Below are 18,267 nucleotides of genomic sequence, written 5' to 3' on the forward strand. Positions count from 1 at the left end.
TATGACCCTGTACGTCGGCACGTCCGGGTGGCAGTACAAGGACTGGCGGGGCGTCCTGTATCCCGCCGATGTGCCGGTGCGGCTGTGGCTGGAGGAGTACGCGCGCCGTTTCGCCACGGTGGAGATCAACAACGCGTTCTACCGGCTGCCGACGCGGGAGAACTTCGAGGCCTGGCGGGACCGGCTGCCGGACGACTTCGTGGTGGCGGTGAAGGCGAGCCGGTACCTCACGCACATCAAGCGGCTGAAGGAGCCGGCGGAACCGGTGGACCGTCTGATGTCGCATGCGGCCGGCCTGGGTGCCCGCCTCGGCCCGGTCCTCCTCCAGCTGCCGCCGACCCTGCGCGTCGACCCCGCTCTGCTGGACGCCTGCCTCGCCTGCTTCCCGTCCGGCACACGGGTCGCGGTCGAGCCCCGCCACGATTCATGGTGGACGGCCGACGTCCGCGAGGTCCTGGAGTCCCGGGGCGCCGCGCTGTGCTGGGCCGATGTGCAGGCCCACCCGGTGACCCCGCTGTGGCGGACCACGGACTGGGGCTACGTCCGCTTCCACGAGGGCCGCGCCCGGCCGTGGCCGCGCTACGGCCGCCGCTCCCTGGAGACCTGGGTCGACCGCATCGCGACGACCTGGTCCGACGACCACGACGTCTACACGTACTTCAACAACGACCCCGGCGGCGCGGCGGTGGAGGACGCGCGGACCTTCGGCAGACTGGCGACAGGGGCAGACCTGACGGCAACCCGCACACCGGAACTCGGCGCACACCGCCGGCAGTCGATCTAACTCGGCGCACACAGCTGATATTCGTCTCCGCCGCAACGGCGCTCAGCCACAAGGACGCATCCCGGCGGTGCCGAACTCGCCTCACCCCTCCCCGTAAGCCGCCCGCAGGGCATCCCGCACGGCGGCCAGAGCCGCCTCCTCGTCCAACCCGAGCCGCCGAACACGCTCGACGTAAGCCTGAGCAGCCGACGCCGCCTCACGGACCGCGGCCGAGCCGGCGGCAGCCACGAACGTGCCGTTGCGTCCCCGGGTCTCGATCACCCCGTCCGACTCCAGCGCCCGGTACGCCTTGGCCACCGTGTTCACCGCGAGCCCCAGCGACTCGGCCAGCCCCCGTACGGTCGGCAGCCGATATCCCACCGGCAGCGCACCCGACCGCGCCTGCTCGGAAATCCGCGCCCGCACCTGCTCGTACGGCGGCGCGCTGTCGTCGATGTGGATCTTCAAGGTCACGGGGCCGATTGTCCCGCACCCACCGGAAAATGAGAGGCATCCCGACACGGCTCCCGCATACCGTGCGGCCCCATGACAGTGATCGTGCGGGACCTGCGTCCCGAAGTCCGAGCCGATGCAGAGGGCTTCGCCCACGTCCGGCACCTCGCCCTCCCCTTCTTCCTCGTCACTCCCGGCTCCATCGCCTACGACATCACCCACGCCCACCCCGAGGCCCACTTCCGCCCCCTGGTCGCGGAGGAGGACGGCGAGATCATCGGCACGGCCCAGGTCGGGATCGCCTACGACAGCCCCCAGCCCGGCCAGGGCTATCTGAACGTGTACACGAACCCGGAGCGGACGCGCCGCGGCGCCGGGGCGCTCCTGGTGCGGGCGGCCGAGGAGCACCTGGCCGCGCACGGAGCGACGAAGCTCTTCGCCTGGGTCCTGGACGAGCCCGGCAACCGCTCCTTCGCCGAGCGGCGCGGCTATCGCGCGAGCCGTTCCGCGCACTTCCTGCGCCTCGACCTGGCACACGGCACCCTGCCGCCGCGCCAGGACCTCCCGCCGGGCGTCGAGCTGCGTACGGGCGCCGACTTCGCGGACGACCCGCGCCCGCTGTTCGCCCTGGACGCGGAGACACTGGCCGACGAACCGAGCGACATCGATCACGAGTTCACGGACTACGAGGCCTGGCTCCAGGAGACCTGGCACCACCCGCTGTTCAGCCCCGAGCTGACGTCGGTCGCCGTCGCCGACGGCCGACCCGTCGCGTTCAGCGCGGCCCGCACGGACGGCGGCACCCGGTACGGGACCGTCATGACGGGCACGGCCCGCGCCTTCCGCGGCCGGGGCCTGGCCAAGCTCGCCAAGAACGACTCCCTGCAGCGCGCCCGCGCCGCCGGATACACGGAGGCGTTCACGGGCAACGACACCGGCAACGGTCCGATGCTCGCGATCAACAAGTGGTTCGGGTACGAGGTCTGTGCGACGGAGGTGCACCATGTCCGCGAACTCGGCTGACCGGGCCACCGTCGTGGAGGTCGTGCTCGTCAAGGGCGGCCGTACGAAGATCCGTTACCCGGCGGAGCTGCTCCGCGACGACGGCGTGCGCGTGTCCGTGCGGGCCCCCTGGGCGGGCGAGCGTGTGCGCGACTTCGGCTTTGTGCGCTTCGAGCCGGGTGATGTGTTCACCGAGTACTACTGGCGCGACCGCTGGTACTCCGTGAAGGAGGTCCGCGCCGGTGACGGCACGCTCAAGGGCTGGTACTGCGACATCACCCGGCCCGCGACGCTCTCCGGCACGGACCTGGTCGTCGAGGACCTCGACCTGGACCTGTGGCGCTCGGCCGACGGCACGGACGTACGACGCCTGGACGAGGACGAGTTCGCCGAGAGCGGTCTGGCACAGACGGACCCGCGGGCCGCCGCTGCCGCCCTGGCCGCCTTCGACGAGCTGGAGTCACTGGCCCGTGAGGGTGACTTCGAGGCCCTGACGACTTGACGCGGCGCTACTGACCCCCATCGGCGCGGCGGCGGCTCATATCGTCGCCACCACGGCGTACCGCTCGTCGTCCACCCGCCTCCCCCACAGCCGTGCGTCCTCCGACAGCCGCTCCACGCGCACGTGCCCGGCGAGCGGTTCCAGGAGGCCGACGAGCCGGTCGGCGGGTATGCCGACCGGGGTGACCGTCCCCCACACGCCCTCGACCAGCACGAGCCGCCCTCCCCCACTGCCGAAAGCGTGGGAGGTACCCCCAGGCCGCAGCAGCCCCCGCCAGTGGCGCAGTACGCGGGCGGGGTCGGGCAGCGTCCACAGCACATGCCGTACCAGCACGACGTCGTAGCGCTGCTCCCCCACCGGGGGTGCCGCCGCGTCGCCGACCAGGAACACCGCGTCACGCCCGGCGAGCTTGGCGCGGGCCTGCTCCACCATGGGCGCGGACAGGTCGACGCCGGTCACGCGGTGTCCCCGCTCGGCGGCGAGGAGCGACAGGCTGCCCGTGCCGCAGCCGAGGTCCAGGACGTCGGCGGGGCGGCCGGGGAGCCAGGCGGTGAGCCTTTCCGCCCAGGCCGCGCGCACCTCGGGGTCGCGCAGGCCGTGGTCCGGCTCGTCGTCGAAGGTGGCCGCCTCGGCGTCCCAGTCGATCGCGTCCGCACCCACCGCAGCCGTTCGGTCACTCTCGTTCGTCATGGCCCCAGAGTGACACCCGCCACTGACAGTCGAATCGTGACAGCGGCCACTGACAGACCGGGACCGATGAGGAACTCTCGCCGAAAGCGTCTACCTCCGTGAGACCGCGGGCCTCGGTAGGCACTGAAGGAGGCAGCCATGCGCCGCACCACCGTGCAGAAGCCCCTGAAGAGGACCGACAACAGCCGCCGGCACCGCGACGAGGTCGACGAGCGCCCCGCGGGACGCCCCGAGGTGCGGAAGGACATCGCACGCACCTGGTGGCCCGACGGCTGACGCCGAAGGCGCGTCACTCCAGTCGCTTGCGGTAGTGGAAGCGGTCGTACGGACCGTCCACGCGACGCTCCACCACCTCGTATCCGAACCTCGGATAGATCTTCTGGTTCTCCCACATCATCGCGTTCGTATAGAGCCTGACCTCGGGCAGGCCGAGCGCACGCGCGCGTGCGTCCACGAACTCCAGCAGCCGCCGTCCCACTCCCCTGCCGTGCGCATCGGGGTGGACGGCGATGCTGTCGAGGAACAGATGGTCCTCGTGCGCCTCTACCACGACGAGGCCGATCACGGGCTCGCCCGTCACGAACACCCGCCCCGCGGCGACGTCCGCCACGTGGTCCGCCCGCATGGGCCCGGGAACCACCCCGATGCGCTCGATGTAGTGGTGGTACGCCGCGTCGGTCACGGACTTCACGGCGGCCACATCGGCGGCCGTGGCCGGCCGGATCTCGTCGTTCTCCATGCCGCGCACGCTACCTACCTCAGCGCAGCCTGAGCACTCCCTTAACGGCACCATAAGGATCTCCATCACCCGCTTTCAGCAGGCGATTTCGCGGTTCCTTGCGGCTAGTTTCGGATCACCCCCCACGGGATCCCCCACCCTGGATCCGCCCCGCACCGAGGACCGTCCGAGGAGTTCCCCATGCCCGCACGCCGCACGGCCGCCGCTGTCGCCGCCCTCGGTCTGGCCCCGCTCGCGCTGACCGCCCTCGCCGCCGCGCCCGCCTCGGCGCACGGTTCGATGGGCGACCCGGTCAGCCGGGTGTCGCAGTGCTACGCGGAGGGTCCGGAGAGCCCGAAGTCGGCGGCCTGCAAAGCGGCGGTCGCGGCCGGCGGCACCCAGGCGCTCTACGACTGGAACGGCATCCGGATCGGTGACGCGAACGGGCGTCACCAGCAGCTGATCCCGGACGGCAAGCTGTGCAGCGCCGACAACGACGAGTTCAAGGGGCTCGACCTGGCCCGCGCCGACTGGCCGGCGACGAGCGTGCGCAGTGGTCCGTACACCTTCAAGTACCGCGTGACCGCCCCGCACAGGGGCACCTTCAAGGTCTATGTCACCAAGCCCGGTTACGACCCGTCGAAGCCGCTCGGCTGGGGCGACCTGGATCTGGCGCACCCAGTGGCGACGGCGACGAACCCGGTCGCCTCGGGCGGCTTCTACACGTTCTCGGGCACCCTCCCCGAGCGCTCCGGCCGGCAGCTCCTCTATGCGGTCTGGCAGCGGTCGGACAGCCCGGAGGCGTTCTACTCCTGCTCGGACGTGGCCTTCGGCGGCGGAACGGACGGCGGGAAGGGCGGTGGGAGCAACGGTGGCGGTACGGCCGGCGGCACCACCCCGGCGCCGACCGCCTCCGCGCCCTCGGACGAGCAGATCGAGACCGGTGCCGACAAGTCGACGATCGAGCACCACGGTCACGGGGACGACGACGCCGGTACGTCGGCGGAACCCACGGCACGCGCCGAGGCCGGCCCGGCCAACGCACCCGAGGCGGCCGGCACTTCCAAGGAACTCGCCGAGACCGGCGCCGACGGCAGCACGCCGTACCTGGCGATCGGGGGCGCGGCCGCCCTGGCGATCGGGTCCGCCGCCGCGTTCGCCTCGGTCCGGCGGCGTGCGATCAGCGGTGGCCGTGGCGGCCGCTGAACAAGGCTCCGGGGCCTGACCGGCGGCTCAGGCCGGACAGGCCCCGGCGAACGTCAGCTGAACACCGACGCGCAGGTGGTGGCGGTGGCGTGCGCCGGGTCGAGCGCGTTGGCCACTTCGTGGAAGGCGATGCGGTCGAAGAGCCCGATCGCCACGTGTTCGGAGAGGTCGAGCGGGCACAGGTCCTGGAGCAGGACGTTGTTGACGTCCGAGCCGCTCAGGTACTGGCTGCGCCAGGGCGTGGCCACCTCGTCGTACTTGGTGGCGATGACCGTGTAGTGCACTCCGGGGACGGTGTCGCCGCCCGCGTTGAGCGTGGTGAGGAAGTCGGAGCCGGCGATCTGGTCGGCGAGGCCAGGGGTGGTGGCCTTGATCAGGTCTTCGGCGCCCGGGAAGTACGGCAGCAGGTTGGTCAGGCCGTTCAGGTTCGTCCCGTGGTTGTCGGGGGCGAGGCCGACCAGGGCGTTCACCTTGGCGGCTCCGCCGAAGAACTTCAGGTAGTAGCGGGGCATCATGCCGCCCTGCGAGTGGCCGACGAGGTCGGCCTTGGCGGCGCCGGTGGCGGAGAGCACCTTGTCGACGTAGTCGGACAGTTGCTGTGCCGACTTGTCGATGGGGCCGAGGCCGTGGAAGAGCGGGACACCGGACAGTTGTCCGTAGTCGAGGGAGAAGACGCAGTACCCGCGGTCCTTCAGGTACGGTGCGAGGGACAGCCAGTTGTCGATGGAGTTGCCCAGGGTGCCGTGGACCAGCACGACAGGGCGGGGGTGGCTCGCGGACGGCTTGCAGGAGTAGTCGTTCCAACCGCTGGTCGGGGCGGTGGAGGCGTGGGCGGTGGCGGCGGGGACGGCGGCGACGGTGGCGGCCAGGAGCAGTGCGACGAGGGGTCTGGCGACTCTCTTCCAGGGCAGCATCGGGTGATCTCCTTGCGGCTCAAGGGAGTTGCGACGGCATGACGCCCTGTGATCCGGATCACGAAGGATGCTGTTCACTCGTCAAGTTACGGGCGAGTAGCGCAAGTGTGAAGTTACGCGTCAGTAAAAACTTCCAGTGATAACCAGCGACGCACCGGATCGCCGGTGGACCGTCACCAAGCAGGCCTGACAGGACCGTAGGGCGCGATACGCACCAACCGGTCCCGCAACACGCGCACTTCGCCTTCGCCCAGGAGTTCGACCCACGCCCCCACGGCCTCGGCGGCCGCCTCCTCCGCCGCCCGGGTGCAGGCCCAGCCACGCTCGGTGAGCACGATCAGCCGGGCCCGCGCGTCCGCGGGATGCGGGCGCCGCTCGGCGTACCCCTTGCGCACGATCTCGTCGACGAGCTGACTGGCCGCCTGCTTGGTCACCCCGAGATGCGCGGCGAGGTCGGTCACCGTGGCCCCGTCCGGGGCGAGTCGCGCGAAGGCGAAGCCATGGGCGGGCCGCAGCCCCTCGAAGCCACGGGCGACGACCCCGTCGTGAATGCGTTGCGTGAGCTCACCGGCGACGGCGAGCAGGGCGGCGGACAGGCCTATGGCTTCGGAGTTCTGCACGGAGGCATTGAAACACCCTTGACGGATTGGTCAAGCTGCTTGACCATGTAGTCAAGCAGCTTGACCAAATAACGGAGGTCGTCTTGCCCGTCGTCCGCTCGTCCGAAGCCGTGACCCACGAGATCCACGGCGCCCGCTTCGTCTCGTACGCCACCCCCCTCACCGGCAGCAAGGAGCTGTGCGCCTGGCGGGGCGAGATCCCGGCGGGGACCAAGGCCCCCGCCCACACCGTCACCCGTGAGGAGATATTCCATCTGCTGGTCGGCGACCTTCTGATCACCCTCGACGGCCACAGCGAGCGGATCGGCGCCGGCGACACGGTGATCATCAACCCGGGCGCGACCCTCGCCGTCGAGAACCCGACCGATCACACCGCGATCTCCTGGGTCACCACCTCCATCGGCCTGGAGGCGGAGCTGGCCGACGGCACCCGCATCACGCCGCCGTGGGCCAACTGACGCCCGGCCGAAGGGGTCACGCCGCCAGCGTCCCCGGCATCACCGCCCGTGGTCCGAACTTCGCTCGCGCGCGGTCCGCGACCTCCTCGATACGGCGGACCCTCTCGTCCACGGGATCGAAGGTGAGCTGGTGGGAGGCCTGTGCGGCGGGGGCGAGGCCCTCCGCGCGCAGGACGAGCGCACGGACCCGGGCGCGCTGGAGGCCGAGCGCCTCGTACATGCCGTACGCGGTTTTCGTCAGCGCGGCGGAGTGTGCGGTCGGCTCCCCGAGAGTCCGGCTGCGGGTCGTCGAGGACCGGTCGGCATAACGCACGGTGAGGGTCAGGGTGCGGCAGACCTTCTCCAGGGCGCGCAGCCTGGCGCCCAGTTCCTCGGCGGCCGAGAGCAGGGCACGGCGGTGCCGGTCGGGGTCCAGCTCGTCGAGGGGGAAGGGGCGTTCGGCGGCAAGGGAGCGGGAGACGGCGTTCGGCACGACCCGGCCGCGGTCGATGCCGTTCGCCTTCTCGTGCAGCTCGCGGCCCGCCTTCGCGCCGACCAGGCGCTGGAGCGTGGACAGCGGCGCGGCGGCAACCCGGCCCAGGGTGTCGAGGCCGTACTCGCACAGGGTGCGGGCGGTGGCCGTGCCGACGCCGGGCAGCGCGGCCACCGGGCGGTCCGCGAGGAACTCCGCTACGGCGTCGGGGCCCTCGGGGACCGCGCAGGTCACCCCGGGCCGCGCGTCACGCAGCGCCATGCGGGCCGTCATCGGGCCCGGCCCGGCGCCGATCGTGCAGTCGACGCCGTACAGCGCGAGCGCACGGACGCGGATCACCGCCGCCAGCTCGACGGCGCTGCGGCCGAAGTAGCGCTCGGCGCCGCGCAGATCGGCCAGTGCCCCGTCCGGTGGCAGCGCCTCCACGACCGGGGTGAACTCCTCCAGCAACCCGAGCAGCCCCGGCAGGGCCGCCTCGTACATCGGAGGCAGCTGGAAACGTACGCAGAGGATGGTCATCCCGCACTCCCCGGACTCTGGTGCCACAACTTCCGTATCTGTGAAGGCTCTTGACCCGCGGGGCGGAGATCGGCCCATGGGTGCAGCTCGTATCCGGTGGGCAGCTGGATGCGGCGGCCGTGCGTCGGATCGCCGCCCGCCGCGTCCGGCACCGGCTCCGCGAGGCGGGCCGCCACCTCGTCGAGCCCGCCCTCGGCGCGCAGTTCGACGAGTTCGGCGAGGTTCCAGGCGGCGGCGCCCACCACGCTGACGCTGCGCGGGCCGCGCCGCTGCACCACCCCGCGCACCAGCAGCAGCCAGGAGTGGAAGACGGTGTGCGCGCAGGCGTCGTGGGAGTCGTCGAAGAAGGCGAGGTCGACCAGTCCGGTGCCGTCGTCCAGCGTGGTGAAGATGACCCGCTTGCCGGACCGGATCGGCGGGGTCTGGGTGGCCGCCTTGGCGCCCGCGACCAGCACCGTCGCGCCGTGTCCGGCCTCGCGCAGCCGGCGTGCCGACACCACGCCCAGCTCCTTCAGGAACTCCCGGTGGTCGTCCATCAGATTGCGCGAGGCGTCCATGGACAGCACGCCGAGTTCGGCGCTGAGCTTCTCCGCCGAGGTGAGGTCGGGCAGTCCGGCCGGGGCCGTCTTACGCCCGCCCGCCAGCGGGAGCTGGCCGCCGCCGGCGCCCCGGGCGCCGCGGTGCAGCTCGGTCAGGTGCAGTTGCAGATCGCGGCGGTTGGCACCGAAGGCGTCCAGCGCGCCGACCTGGGCGAGCCGCCCGGCCAGTGGCCTGCTCGGTCGTGCCCGCTCCCAGAAGTCCAGCAGGGAGGCGTACGGCTGTCCGTCCGCGATCCGCGCCGCCTCGGCCTCACTGATGCCGTACACATCGGAGAGGGCGAGCCGGAGGCCCCACACGGCAGGCGATTCAGCTGATTCAGACACCAGTTCGATACGGTGGGCGACCGCGGACCGGTTCACGTCCAACGGCAGGATCGGCACCCCGCGCCGGCGCGCGTCCGCCAGCAGCAGCCGCTTCGGGTACATCCCGGGGTCGTGCGTGAGCAGCCCCGCGTAGAAGGCGGCCGGGTGATGCGCCTTCAGCCAGGCCGACTGGTACGTCGGTACGGCGAAGGCGACCGCGTGCGCCTTGCAGAAGCCGTACGAGCCGAAGGCCTCGATGATCTCCCAGGTCCGCTGAATCGTTTCCGCGCTGTATCCGTGCGCCGCCGCGTGCTGGGCGAACCAGAACCGGATCCGCCCCTGCGACTCCGGGTCGGACAGCCCGCGCCGCACCCGGTCCGCCTCGCCGCGACCGCAGCCGGTCATGATGTCGACGATGTCGATGATCTGCTCGTGGAAGACCACGACCCCGTAGGTGTCCCGCAGCGGCTCCGCCAGGTCCGGGTGCGGGAAGCGGACCGGCGCCCGCCCGTGCCGCGCCTCGATGAACGGCCGCACCATGTCGGCGGCGACCGGACCGGGCCGGAAGAGGGAGATGTCGACGACCAGGTCGTGGAAGGTGGCCGGCTGCAGACGTCCCACCAGGTCCCGCTGGCCGGGCGACTCGATCTGGAAGCAGCCCAGCGTCTCGGTGGACCGGATGAGCGCGTACGTCGCCGGGTCGCCCGGCGCCACCGCGTCCAGGTCGATCCGCTCCCCGGTCGCCCGCTCCACCTCGGCGACCGCGTGCGCCATCGCCGACTGCATCCGCACCCCGAGCACATCGAGCTTGAGCAGTCCGAGGTCCTCCACGTCCTCCTTGTCGAACTGCGACATGGGGAACCCCTCGCCGCTGGTCGGCACGACCGGCGTACGGGAGAGGAGGGAGGCGTCGGAGAGCAGCACCCCGCACGGGTGCATGGCGATGCCGCGCGGGAGGGCGTCGAGGGACTCGACCAGTTCCCAGAGCCGCCCGTACCGCTCCCCCTCCCCCGCCAGCTGCCTGAGTTCGGGCAGCTCCTCCAGCGCCGCGCGGGCGTCGCGGGCGCGGATGTGCGGGAAGGACTTGGCGATGCGGTCGATCTCGGCCGGGTCCATGGACAGGGCCGCGCCCACGTCACGGATCGCATGGCGGACCCGGTAGGTCTCCGGCATGGAGACGGTCGCGACCCGCTCGGTGCCGAAGCGGTGGATGATCGCCCGGTAGACCTCCAGCCGGCGCGCCGACTCCACGTCGATGTCGATGTCGGGCAGCACGACCCGCTCCTTCGACAGGAAGCGCTCCATCAGCAGCCCGTGCTCGACCGGATCGGCGTGTGCGATGCCGAGGAGGTGGTTGACGAGGGAGCCCGCGCCGGAGCCGCGCGCGGCGACCCGGATGCCCATCTCCCGTACGTCGTCCACCACCTGGGCGACGGTGAGGAAGTAGGAGGCGAAGCCGTGGTGGGCGATGATGTCCAGCTCCCGGTGCATCCGCTCCCAGTAGGCACGGTCTCCGGCATGGCCGCGCAGCACCATCCCCGCCGCCGCCCGTGAGGCCAGCGCCCGCTGGGCGGTGCGGCGGCCGGCGCCGACGAGGTGCGGCTCGGGGAAGTGGACGGTGCCGATGCCGAGGTCGTCCTCGGGGTCGACCAGGCACTCGGCGGCCGTCGCCCGCGTCTGCTCCAGCAGGCGGTGGGCGGTGTCGCGCCGGTAGCCCGCGGCCTCCACGATCCGTTCGGCCGCCCCGAGCATGGCGCCCGCGTCCTTGAGCCAGGCCTCGCCGGAGTCCAGTTCCTTGGCCGGGTCGATCGGGACGAGCCGGCGGGCGGCGTCCAGGACGTCGGCGACCGGGCCCTGGCCGGGGTCGGCGTACCGGACGGCGTTGCTGAGCACCGGCCGGATCCGCTGTTCGACGGCGAAGCCGACGGTACGGGCGGCCAGGCGCAGGGAGCCGGGGCCGGTGCCCTGGCGGCCGTGCCAGACGGTCTCCAGACGCAGGGCGTCGCCGTAGATCTCGCGCCAGGGGGCGAGCAGCCGGGCCGCGCGGTCCGGGCGCCCGGCGGCGAGGGCACGGCCGACGTCGGAGGCGGGGCCGAGCAGGACGGTCAGGCCGTCGGCGTGGTTGGCGGACCAGGGCAGGAGGGGGGTGCCCTCGGCGTCGGCGGCGTGGGCGGCGGTGACCAGGCGGCACAGGTCGGCCCAGCCGCGGGCGCCGTCCCGGGCGAGGAAGGTCGCGCGGGGGGTCGACTCGTCGACGAAGGCACCGCCGCGCACGGGAGTACGGCGCCTTTCCCGTCGTACGGACGCGTCCTCGTCGCGCACCCGCGCGGGCGCCTCCACGGCCAGCTCCACCCCGAACAACGGGCGGACGCCGACCTTCGCACAGGCCTTGGCGAAGCGGACCGTGCCGGAGAGGGTGTCGCGGTCGGTGAGGGCGAGGGCGTCCATGCCCCGCTCGGAGGCGCGCTCGGCGAGACGCTCCGGGTGTGAGGCTCCGTATCTCAGGGAGAACCCGGAGACGGTGTGCAGATGCGTGAAGCCCGGCACACGCACCTCCCGCACTCGTGAGTCCCTACCGACTCTCGAACATCAGTTCCCTAATCCCTCACCCACCATACCCCTAATTCCGAACACCTGTGCGACATCCACTCCAGCGCGTCCCACCTGCGCAAACGCCGACCGACCAAGGGCGCGGGGACGACAGGGACGGGGGGCCGGTGAGCTGGGCGCGGCGCGGTCAGGGCGCCGTACGGCCGATGTCGGGGACGGGGTCGGGCGGGGTGCGTTCGATGGCGGCGGGGCGTGGGTGACCGGACGGCGGAGGTCGACCCAGCCGCGATGACGTACGGCAGAGGTCGGACCCAGCCGCGATCGCCGTCCCGTCGGCGAGGGCGCTGCGCGACGCACGGGCCGGGGTGACCCGTGCGGCCCCCAAGATCGTCGCGGAACTCCCCGCGGACCGGCCCATGGCCGCATCGCCCGGCGGTGCCACGGTCGGCGACGCCACAGTCACGCCCGCGCCCTGTGCGACTCAGCCAAGGCCCGCCTCATCGGCCATCGCCATCGCCGCGCCCGGTCCGCCTCTACACCTGGCCGCCACAGCTGCCCGCCTCGCGGTTCGCGGCTCGCCCCACGCACGGCGGCTGCCGAGGCGACGGCCGGGGGCGGATCCCGGGCCGGGACATCAGTGGCGGGTGGATCACCCGTGACGCCCACTGGGCCGCGATCCCGTGGGCCCACCGACCTGTACCTCGGGCGCGCCGCACGGTCGGTTCGCCCCTTGTGCGCCCCGCTGCCTCCCCCAGGGCTTCGGCGGACCGTCGGTCTTTACCCCGGCCGTGGGCCGGTGCCGGCCGCCTGTGCCTCTTCGGGCCGACCCTCGGCGCCGCCCCGTACGGATACGGCAGCACGGCGGGCGCTGCCCAACCGCCCCCCAGGTCCCCAGGCCCCCAGGCCCCCAGGGAACCGCACACGAAAGCCCCGCCCCTCCTGTATGGGGCGGGACCTCGTGGGAGTTCGCGGTGTGGGTCAGCCGATCTGGGCGCCCGTCGCGGACAGTGCCTCCGTGACCGGCTGGAAGAAGGTCTCCCCGCCGGAGGTGCAGTCGCCGCTGCCGCCGGAGGTCAGGCCGATCGCGTTGCTGCCCGAGAAGAGCGAGCCGCCGCTGTCGCCGGGCTCGGCGCAGACGTCGGTCTGGATGAGACCGCTGACCGTGCCCTCCGAGTAGTTCACGGTGGCGTTCAGACCGGTGACCTTGCCCTCGTGCACCTGGGTCGTCGAGCCGCTGCGCGTGACCTGCATGCCGACCGTGGCCTCGGCCGCGCCCGTGATCTTCTGGGTGGAGCCGTTGTAGAGGTCGACCTCGCTCGGGTGTTCGGTGTTCGAGGTGTACTTGACCAGCCCGAAGTCATCGCCCGGGAAGCTGGACTTCTCGTTCTTCCCGATCTCCTTGCCGGACGAGTCCGACCAGGTGGAGATGGACGCGGTGCAGTGCCCGGCGGTCAGGAAGTACGGCTGCCCGTCCTTGACCACGTTGAAGCCGAGCGAGCAGCGCCCGCCCGAGCCGGTGATCGCGTCACCACCCGCGATGAAGGGCTTGAACTCCCCCTTCGACCGCTGGAGTTCGGCCATGCCGCCGAGCCCGTCGACCACCTTGGCGAGCTTGGTCCACTCGGTCTTCGAGACGGTCCTGTCCGCCCTGACGACGACCTTGTTGGTGACCGGGTCGGTCGCCCACGAGGTGCCGGGGATGGTCGCGTCCTGCTTCAGCGTCGTACGGGCGCCGTCGAGTTCGGCGAGGGAGTTGGCGACGACTCTGGCCTTGGCCCCGGCCTCCTCGACGGTCTTCGCGGCGGCCTCGTCGAGCACGTTGACGACCAGGTTCTTCGTCTTCGTGTCGTAGTACGTGCCCGCCGCGTCCGAACCGAGGTCGTCGACGAGTGTGGAGGCGAGCTTTCCGGCCGCCGGGGCCGACAGGGTTTCCGGCGCGGCGGCCTTGGCCGGCTCACTGGCGTTCGCACTCTGGAAGGTGACGCCCGCGGCGACCAGTGCGGTGACTCCCGCACCCGCCATGGCGATCCGGCGCCTGGGTATGCGTCGGTGCTTCAACTCATGTCCTCCTGTGGGGGGACGGCCCGGTCGGTTGTGGGGACCTTGCGGGCCGGAAGGCTGGTTGACGGGCGCCTACTCTTCCGAACCCCACAGGGAGCGCACAAGGTCGAGTTCAGGACGCGCGTAGACGGGTGCCTCGCGCCCCTCCGCCTTCGACCACCCATGGCCACCACGGGAATATTCGCACTGCAAATACTACGTGCGAGTAACTGATGAGCAGTCAGTGACATCAGCCCTGGCTGGAATTCGATCCTCAGGATGTCGGAGGCAGCTGCTGCGCCTTCTCCAGGAACCGCAGCAGCTCCACCGGGAACGGCAGCACCAGGGTGGAGTTCTTCTCGGCCGCCACCGCCACCACCGTCTGCAGCAGCCGCAGTTGCAGCGCGGCGGGCGTGTCCTGCATCTGCTGGGCCGCCTCCGCCAGCTTCTTCGACGCCTGCAACTCGGCGTCGGCATTGATGACCCGCGCCCGCCGCTCACGGTCGGCCTCGGCCTGCCGGGCCATGGACCGCTTCATGCTCTCGGGCAGCGACACGTCCTTGATCTCGACGCGGTCGATGGTGACACCCCACTCCACGGCAGGGCTGTCGATCATCAACTCAAGCCCCTGGTTGAGCTTTTCCCGGTTGGACAGCAGATCGTCCAGCTCGCTCTTGCCGATGATCGAGCGCAGGGAGGTCTGCGCCATCTGCGAGACCGCGAACCGGTAGTCCTCGACCCGGACGACCGCCTCGGCCGGCCCGGTCACCTTGAAGTAGACCACCGCGTCCACCCGCACCGTCACATTGTCCCGGGTGATGCCCTCCTGCGCGGGCACCGGCATCGTCACGACCTGCATGTTGACCTTCTGGAGCCGGTCCACGACGGGGACGATGAGGGTGAACCCCGGCCCACGGACCTCCGGGCGGAGCCTGCCGAGCCGGAACACCACACCCCGCTCGTACTGTTTGACGACCCGGGCCGCGGCCATCACATACACCGCTCCGGCGGCCACAAGGGTCGCTCCCGCCGCCACCAGCTCCTCGACCATGCCGGCCCCCAGGGGTCCGAAGTGGGAGTGTTCAGGAGAGCACTTCCTGTCCTTCGAAGGTAACTCCGCGACCCGGACAAGAGGGAGCCCCCGCACGCCGGTTGCGTGCGGGGGCCAACGGAACCGACCCGTCAGGGAAGGGTCACGCCGTAGTAGCTCAGCGCCTCGGTGACCGGCTGGAAGAAGGTCGTGCCGCCGGAGGTGCAGTTGCCGCTGCCGCCGGAGGTCAGACCGTAGGCCACGCTGCCCGCGTAGAGCGGACCGCCGCTGTCGCCGCCCTCGGCGCACACCGTGGTCTGGATCAGACCGTAGACGATGTCACCGCTGCCGTAGTTGACCGTGGCGTTCAGCGCGGTGACCCGGCCGCTGTGAGTGCCGGTGGTGGAGCCGCGCCGGTAGACGGTCGTGCCCACGGACGGGGTGGCCGCGCTGCTGATGGTCTGGCTGCCGACCGCGCTCGGGTGCGCGATCGAGGAGTTGGTGTAGCGCACCAGCGCGAAGTCGTTGCCCGGGAAGCTGTAACCGCTGTTCGTGCCCAGCACCGTGGTGTGGGACGAGTTGCTGTACCAGGTGGAGGCGACCTCACCGCAGTGACCGGCGGTCAGGAAGTAGTAGGTGCTGCCTCGGTGCACGTTGAAGCCGAGCGAGCAGCGGTAGGAACCGCCGTAGATGGCGTCGCCGCCGGTGATGAGCTTGTTGAACTTGCCGGAGGTGTGCTTGATGGTGAGAGCCCCGGAGTCGGCCCCGGCCTGCCGCTTGATCTTGGCGATCTCGGCCTTGGAGACGGTGCTGTCGACGGTGACGACGACCCGGTTGGTCTTGCTGTCCACCGCCCAGGCCGTGCCGGCCACGTCGGCCTTCAGGACGGAGTCGCTCGCCTTGGTGAGCTGGGTGGCGCTGAACGTGTGGGCGTCGCTCGCGCTTGCCGTGGGGGCGGCGAACGCGGCCGCGGCCACGAATCCGGAGACCAGTGCGATGAGCCGGGTCCGTCTCGCGATACCGCTGTGGGGAGTGGTGCGCTTGATCCTCACTTTTCGTTCCCTCCCAGGGGAAGTCGGGGGCCCGCGTGGGGTCGGGGCCCGTGAGGCGCAGCCAGGGAGAGCGCCCGGGTTTCGAACACACAGTGCCCTGACAAGCGCTGAAGGGGAGTATTCGGTCGAACGACCGGTCGGCGCAAGGGCTCCTTTCGGCCGTGCGACCGTGTGCGATCTGTGCGAACTTTGTGTGATCCCGGGGTGGTCTGGGGGAGATGACCGACCGTCACCATACCGGCGCACGGCCGTGTCTCCGTCGAGCGACCAGCGGCCGGGGGATGTCCGGAAGTCAACCATCCAGATGGACATACGGTCCTGACACTCCCCCAGTCACGGCGTCCCTCGCGGTCCGGCACCGGCCATCACGAGTTGGGGCCGCACCCGGCGACGGCGGCGCGCTCTCCCGTCACAGCCCGCAGTCGCAGCACGAGCAGCACTCGCAGCATTCACAGCACTCGCATGCCTCGCAGCATGAGCAGTCGCAGTCGCAATTGCCGCACCAGCCCTCGCGCTTCCTGCGCGACCAGGCACCCTCGTACTCGTCGGCGCAGCACACCTTGCAGGTGCAGCACAGCCCGAGGGCCGCCGCGCACCCGGCCCAGAAGCCCCGCTTGTCCGGGCTCGGCGGCTCACCGCCGAAGGGGTTGCCGTAGGGGTTGCCCGGCGCCTGGGGCGCGTAGGGGCCCTGCGGCGGCCCGAAGGAGGCCTCGGGCGCGTGCCCGCACGACGTGGTCCCGAACGCCCGGTCCACCGAGCGCCCGAGCTCGTGCACGAGCAGCAGATGCGCCAGCTTGCCGTCGACGAACTCCACCTCGCGCAGGGCGAGCCGGATGCCGTGCAGCGCGTCGTCGGCAAGCCTGCGGGCCTCGGTGAGGGAGGTACCGGTCACGGTGAGCGGGTTCCAGGCGCCGGACGCGGCGTCGGCCTCCCGGTCCTCCACGGCATCCAGGAGGTGCGCCAGCCGCCCGAAGAGGCGCCCGGCCTCGGCGAGCGGCGCGGCGTTGCCCGGCCGCCCGGCCAGCACCGCGGTGTGGGCGAAGGCGGCGGCGGTCGCGGTCTCGGTCGGCTCGGTCACCGTCAGGACCGGCGTTCCCGGTCCCGCGAGGGCCTCGATGCCGACCTGCCGGTCGACGGCATCGACGAGCAGGGCCGTGTCGAAGCCGACGGCGGACCCGCCGCGCGCGCCGGCCCGCCCCCAGCTGTCGGCCACCCGGCGCGCGGCGAGCGCCACCGGCTTGCGGGCCAGCAGTCCGTCCCGGTCGGCGACATGATCGCGCACCTTGGCCGAGGCGAGCACCAGCGAGACGGCCGCCGCGAGCCGCGCGCCCTCGCCCTGTGCGACGGAGGCGGTCCGCATACCGCGCAACGGGCAGGGTCCGGCCGTACGCCGCCACCCTCCGGCCGTCCCCGCCGCCCCGGCCGTGCCCGCCTTCCTGGCGTTCACGGCCTGAGCCTCCGTCAAAACCGATATGAGAAGCCCGTCATAATTCGTCACGACGCGTGCGAACTGTCCGTGGTCACCACGCAGCGCGAGGCACAGCCCGCACAAGTGCGCCATCCACTGGGTCTTGAGGCTCTCCCCGAGCCGGTGGCTGCAGGGCCTGACGATTCCGAACACAACGATCCCCCGTGGGCTGTACGACGTTGAGCTGCGGCATCGTATCGACCGACTGTCATCTCGCAGCAGCCCCGCGACTCACCCAGACGCGCCATTCCTCACCCGGACGCCACCGACAATAATATTTCACTCTCAGTCAGCAGCCGTATAAAGAACGACCCTTGGGGCACTTGGGCTCTCGACGGATGGGCTGTGCACCAGTACCGTCACAAACCCCCCGCGCGGCGTCTATCCACTTGGCGCGTCATCCGCATCATGGACGACCATAGGGATGCGAAAAGCAAGAAGGACCGCTGTGAGAGGAGGCGTCCATGGGATCGGTACGCAAAGCGAGTGCCTGGCTTGGCCTCGTCGACGACAACGACGACGAGCGTTACTACGACGACGACTACTCCGAAGGGACCGAGCAGCCCGGGGATGCCTGGGTCACCGACCCGCGGGTCAAGGTGGCCTCGGACGTCGCCGAGGAGAGGGGCCGCCGCATCGGCACGGTCACCCCGGACAGCTTCCGGGACGCGCGTGCCATCGGCGAACTGTTCCGGGAGGGGGTCCCGGTCATCATGAACCTCACGGCGATGGAGCCGGCCGACGCCAAGCGCGTGGTCGACTTCGCGGCCGGACTGACCTTCGGCCTGCGCGGCACGATCGAGCGGGTCGCCACCCGTGTCTTCCTGCTGACGCCGGCGAACACGGAGATCGTCAGCGGCGAGGCGTCGGCCCACCGCTCGGACGGCTTCTTCAACCAGAGCTGAGGC

At 71.4% G+C, this 18,267-nt stretch carries 18 protein-coding genes; 7 read left to right on the forward strand and 11 right to left on the reverse strand.

Features of this window, described 5'->3' with window-relative positions:
* The first annotated feature begins 1 nt into the window (after position 1).
* Complete coding sequence (locus ACZ4EG_RS22745) at positions 2 to 784, forward strand: DUF72 domain-containing protein (protein WP_467791840.1); 783 nt, start codon at positions 2 to 4, stop codon at positions 782 to 784.
* Between the two features lie 81 nt (positions 785 to 865).
* On the opposite strand, the gene ACZ4EG_RS22750 is transcribed toward ACZ4EG_RS22745, so the two are convergent.
* A complete protein-coding gene (locus tag ACZ4EG_RS22750; RefSeq protein ID WP_363296597.1) occupies positions 866 to 1,237 on the reverse strand; it encodes a GntR family transcriptional regulator in 372 nt (123 codons plus the stop codon).
* Positions 1,238 to 1,309: 72 nt separating this feature from the next.
* On the opposite strand from ACZ4EG_RS22750, the gene ACZ4EG_RS22755 reads away from it, so the two are divergent.
* Both ACZ4EG_RS22755 and ACZ4EG_RS22760 read left to right on the forward strand, forming a co-directional pair.
* Complete coding sequence (locus ACZ4EG_RS22755) at positions 1,310 to 2,239, forward strand: GNAT family N-acetyltransferase (RefSeq protein ID WP_467791841.1); 930 nt, start codon at positions 1,310 to 1,312, stop codon at positions 2,237 to 2,239.
* The gene (locus ACZ4EG_RS22760; RefSeq protein ID WP_467791842.1) at positions 2,220 to 2,720 is read left to right on the forward strand and encodes a ribonuclease FAU-1 family protein; all 501 of its coding nucleotides are present in this window, start codon (positions 2,220 to 2,222) and stop codon (positions 2,718 to 2,720) included. Before ACZ4EG_RS22755 ends, ACZ4EG_RS22760 begins: the two co-directional genes overlap by 20 nt.
* A 36-nt stretch (positions 2,721 to 2,756) precedes the next feature.
* Here ACZ4EG_RS22760 and ACZ4EG_RS22765 read toward each other — a convergent pair whose 3' ends face one another.
* A complete protein-coding gene (locus tag ACZ4EG_RS22765) occupies positions 2,757 to 3,410 on the reverse strand; it encodes a class I SAM-dependent methyltransferase (RefSeq protein WP_467791843.1) in 654 nt (217 codons plus the stop codon).
* A gap of 138 nt (positions 3,411 to 3,548) precedes the next feature.
* Here ACZ4EG_RS22765 and ACZ4EG_RS22770 point away from each other — a divergent pair, with 138 nt between their 5' ends.
* A complete protein-coding gene (locus tag ACZ4EG_RS22770) occupies positions 3,549 to 3,686 on the forward strand; it encodes a hypothetical protein (protein ID WP_363296593.1) in 138 nt (45 codons plus the stop codon).
* A gap of 13 nt (positions 3,687 to 3,699) precedes the next feature.
* On the opposite strand, the gene ACZ4EG_RS22775 is transcribed toward ACZ4EG_RS22770, so the two are convergent.
* Positions 3,700 to 4,149 carry a GNAT family N-acetyltransferase gene (locus ACZ4EG_RS22775; RefSeq protein ID WP_453549985.1) on the reverse strand — a complete coding sequence of 150 codons (450 nt, stop codon included), beginning with the start codon at positions 4,147 to 4,149 and terminating at the stop codon, positions 3,700 to 3,702.
* 180 nt (positions 4,150 to 4,329) lie between these two features.
* On the opposite strand from ACZ4EG_RS22775, the gene ACZ4EG_RS22780 reads away from it, so the two are divergent.
* The gene (locus ACZ4EG_RS22780; protein WP_467791844.1) at positions 4,330 to 5,334 is read left to right on the forward strand and encodes a lytic polysaccharide monooxygenase auxiliary activity family 9 protein; all 1,005 of its coding nucleotides are present in this window, start codon (positions 4,330 to 4,332) and stop codon (positions 5,332 to 5,334) included.
* 53 nt (positions 5,335 to 5,387) lie between these two features.
* Here the strand turns inward: ACZ4EG_RS22780 and ACZ4EG_RS22785 are convergent, their stop codons facing one another.
* Positions 5,388 to 6,248, reverse strand: coding sequence for an esterase/lipase family protein (locus ACZ4EG_RS22785; protein ID WP_467791845.1), 861 nt, complete (start codon positions 6,246 to 6,248; stop codon positions 5,388 to 5,390).
* 173 nt (positions 6,249 to 6,421) lie between these two features.
* On the reverse strand, positions 6,422 to 6,868 hold the full coding sequence (locus ACZ4EG_RS22790; protein WP_390712216.1) for a MarR family winged helix-turn-helix transcriptional regulator: 447 nt from the start codon (positions 6,866 to 6,868) through the stop codon (positions 6,422 to 6,424).
* 83 nt (positions 6,869 to 6,951) lie between these two features.
* Between ACZ4EG_RS22790 and ACZ4EG_RS22795 the strand changes: the two genes are divergently transcribed.
* On the forward strand, positions 6,952 to 7,326 hold the full coding sequence (locus ACZ4EG_RS22795; RefSeq protein ID WP_453549994.1) for a cupin domain-containing protein: 375 nt from the start codon (positions 6,952 to 6,954) through the stop codon (positions 7,324 to 7,326).
* 16 nt (positions 7,327 to 7,342) lie between these two features.
* Here the strand turns inward: ACZ4EG_RS22795 and ACZ4EG_RS22800 are convergent, their stop codons facing one another.
* From ACZ4EG_RS22800 to ACZ4EG_RS22825, 6 genes are all read right to left on the reverse strand, one after another.
* Positions 7,343 to 8,317, reverse strand: coding sequence for a DNA polymerase Y family protein (locus ACZ4EG_RS22800; protein ID WP_467791846.1), 975 nt, complete (start codon positions 8,315 to 8,317; stop codon positions 7,343 to 7,345).
* On the reverse strand, positions 8,314 to 11,766 hold the full coding sequence (locus ACZ4EG_RS22805; protein WP_467791847.1) for a DNA polymerase III subunit alpha: 3,453 nt from the start codon (positions 11,764 to 11,766) through the stop codon (positions 8,314 to 8,316). The genes ACZ4EG_RS22800 and ACZ4EG_RS22805 overlap by 4 nt, the downstream gene beginning before the upstream one ends.
* 981 nt (positions 11,767 to 12,747) lie before the next feature.
* Entirely contained in the window at positions 12,748 to 13,827 is a 1,080-nt protein-coding gene (locus ACZ4EG_RS22810) for a S1 family peptidase (protein WP_467791848.1), read from the reverse strand.
* A 256-nt stretch (positions 13,828 to 14,083) separates the two neighbouring features.
* Positions 14,084 to 14,860, reverse strand: coding sequence for a slipin family protein (locus ACZ4EG_RS22815; RefSeq protein ID WP_467791849.1), 777 nt, complete (start codon positions 14,858 to 14,860; stop codon positions 14,084 to 14,086).
* 131 nt (positions 14,861 to 14,991) lie between these two features.
* Positions 14,992 to 15,891 (reverse strand): S1 family peptidase, encoded by a 900-nt coding sequence (locus ACZ4EG_RS22820; protein WP_467791850.1) that lies wholly within the window; start codon positions 15,889 to 15,891, stop codon positions 14,992 to 14,994.
* A 409-nt stretch (positions 15,892 to 16,300) separates the two neighbouring features.
* Positions 16,301 to 17,512 (reverse strand): DUF5685 family protein, encoded by a 1,212-nt coding sequence (locus ACZ4EG_RS22825; protein ID WP_467791851.1) that lies wholly within the window; start codon positions 17,510 to 17,512, stop codon positions 16,301 to 16,303.
* 311 nt (positions 17,513 to 17,823) lie between these two features.
* Here ACZ4EG_RS22825 and ACZ4EG_RS22830 point away from each other — a divergent pair, with 311 nt between their 5' ends.
* Positions 17,824 to 18,264 (forward strand): cell division protein SepF, encoded by a 441-nt coding sequence (locus ACZ4EG_RS22830; protein ID WP_263207075.1) that lies wholly within the window; start codon positions 17,824 to 17,826, stop codon positions 18,262 to 18,264.
* Positions 18,265 to 18,267 lie beyond the last annotated feature (3 nt).

It is taken from the genome of Streptomyces sp. NPDC025638, from assembly GCF_055558775.1.

Bases quoted from the DNA above. Each gene is read 5' to 3' on its own strand.
- ACZ4EG_RS22775 (WP_453549985.1), bottom strand. From the start codon at position 4,149: ATGGAGAACGACGAGATCCGGCCGGCCACGGCCGCCGATGTGGCCGCC.
- ACZ4EG_RS22785 (WP_467791845.1), bottom strand. From the start codon at position 6,248: ATGCTGCCCTGGAAGAGAGTCGCCAGACCCCTCGTCGCACTGCTCCTG.
- ACZ4EG_RS22780 (WP_467791844.1), top strand. From the start codon at position 4,330: ATGCCCGCACGCCGCACGGCCGCCGCTGTCGCCGCCCTCGGTCTGGCC.
- ACZ4EG_RS22800 (WP_467791846.1), bottom strand. From the start codon at position 8,317: ATGACCATCCTCTGCGTACGTTTCCAGCTGCCTCCGATGTACGAGGCG.
- ACZ4EG_RS22760 (WP_467791842.1), top strand. From the start codon at position 2,220: ATGTCCGCGAACTCGGCTGACCGGGCCACCGTCGTGGAGGTCGTGCTC.
- ACZ4EG_RS22815 (WP_467791849.1), bottom strand. From the start codon at position 14,860: ATGGTCGAGGAGCTGGTGGCGGCGGGAGCGACCCTTGTGGCCGCCGGA.
- ACZ4EG_RS22755 (WP_467791841.1), top strand. From the start codon at position 1,310: ATGACAGTGATCGTGCGGGACCTGCGTCCCGAAGTCCGAGCCGATGCA.
- ACZ4EG_RS22765 (WP_467791843.1), bottom strand. From the start codon at position 3,410: ATGACGAACGAGAGTGACCGAACGGCTGCGGTGGGTGCGGACGCGATC.
- ACZ4EG_RS22770 (WP_363296593.1), top strand. From the start codon at position 3,549: ATGCGCCGCACCACCGTGCAGAAGCCCCTGAAGAGGACCGACAACAGC.
- ACZ4EG_RS22830 (WP_263207075.1), top strand. From the start codon at position 17,824: ATGGGATCGGTACGCAAAGCGAGTGCCTGGCTTGGCCTCGTCGACGAC.
- ACZ4EG_RS22745 (WP_467791840.1), top strand. From the start codon at position 2: ATGACCCTGTACGTCGGCACGTCCGGGTGGCAGTACAAGGACTGGCGG.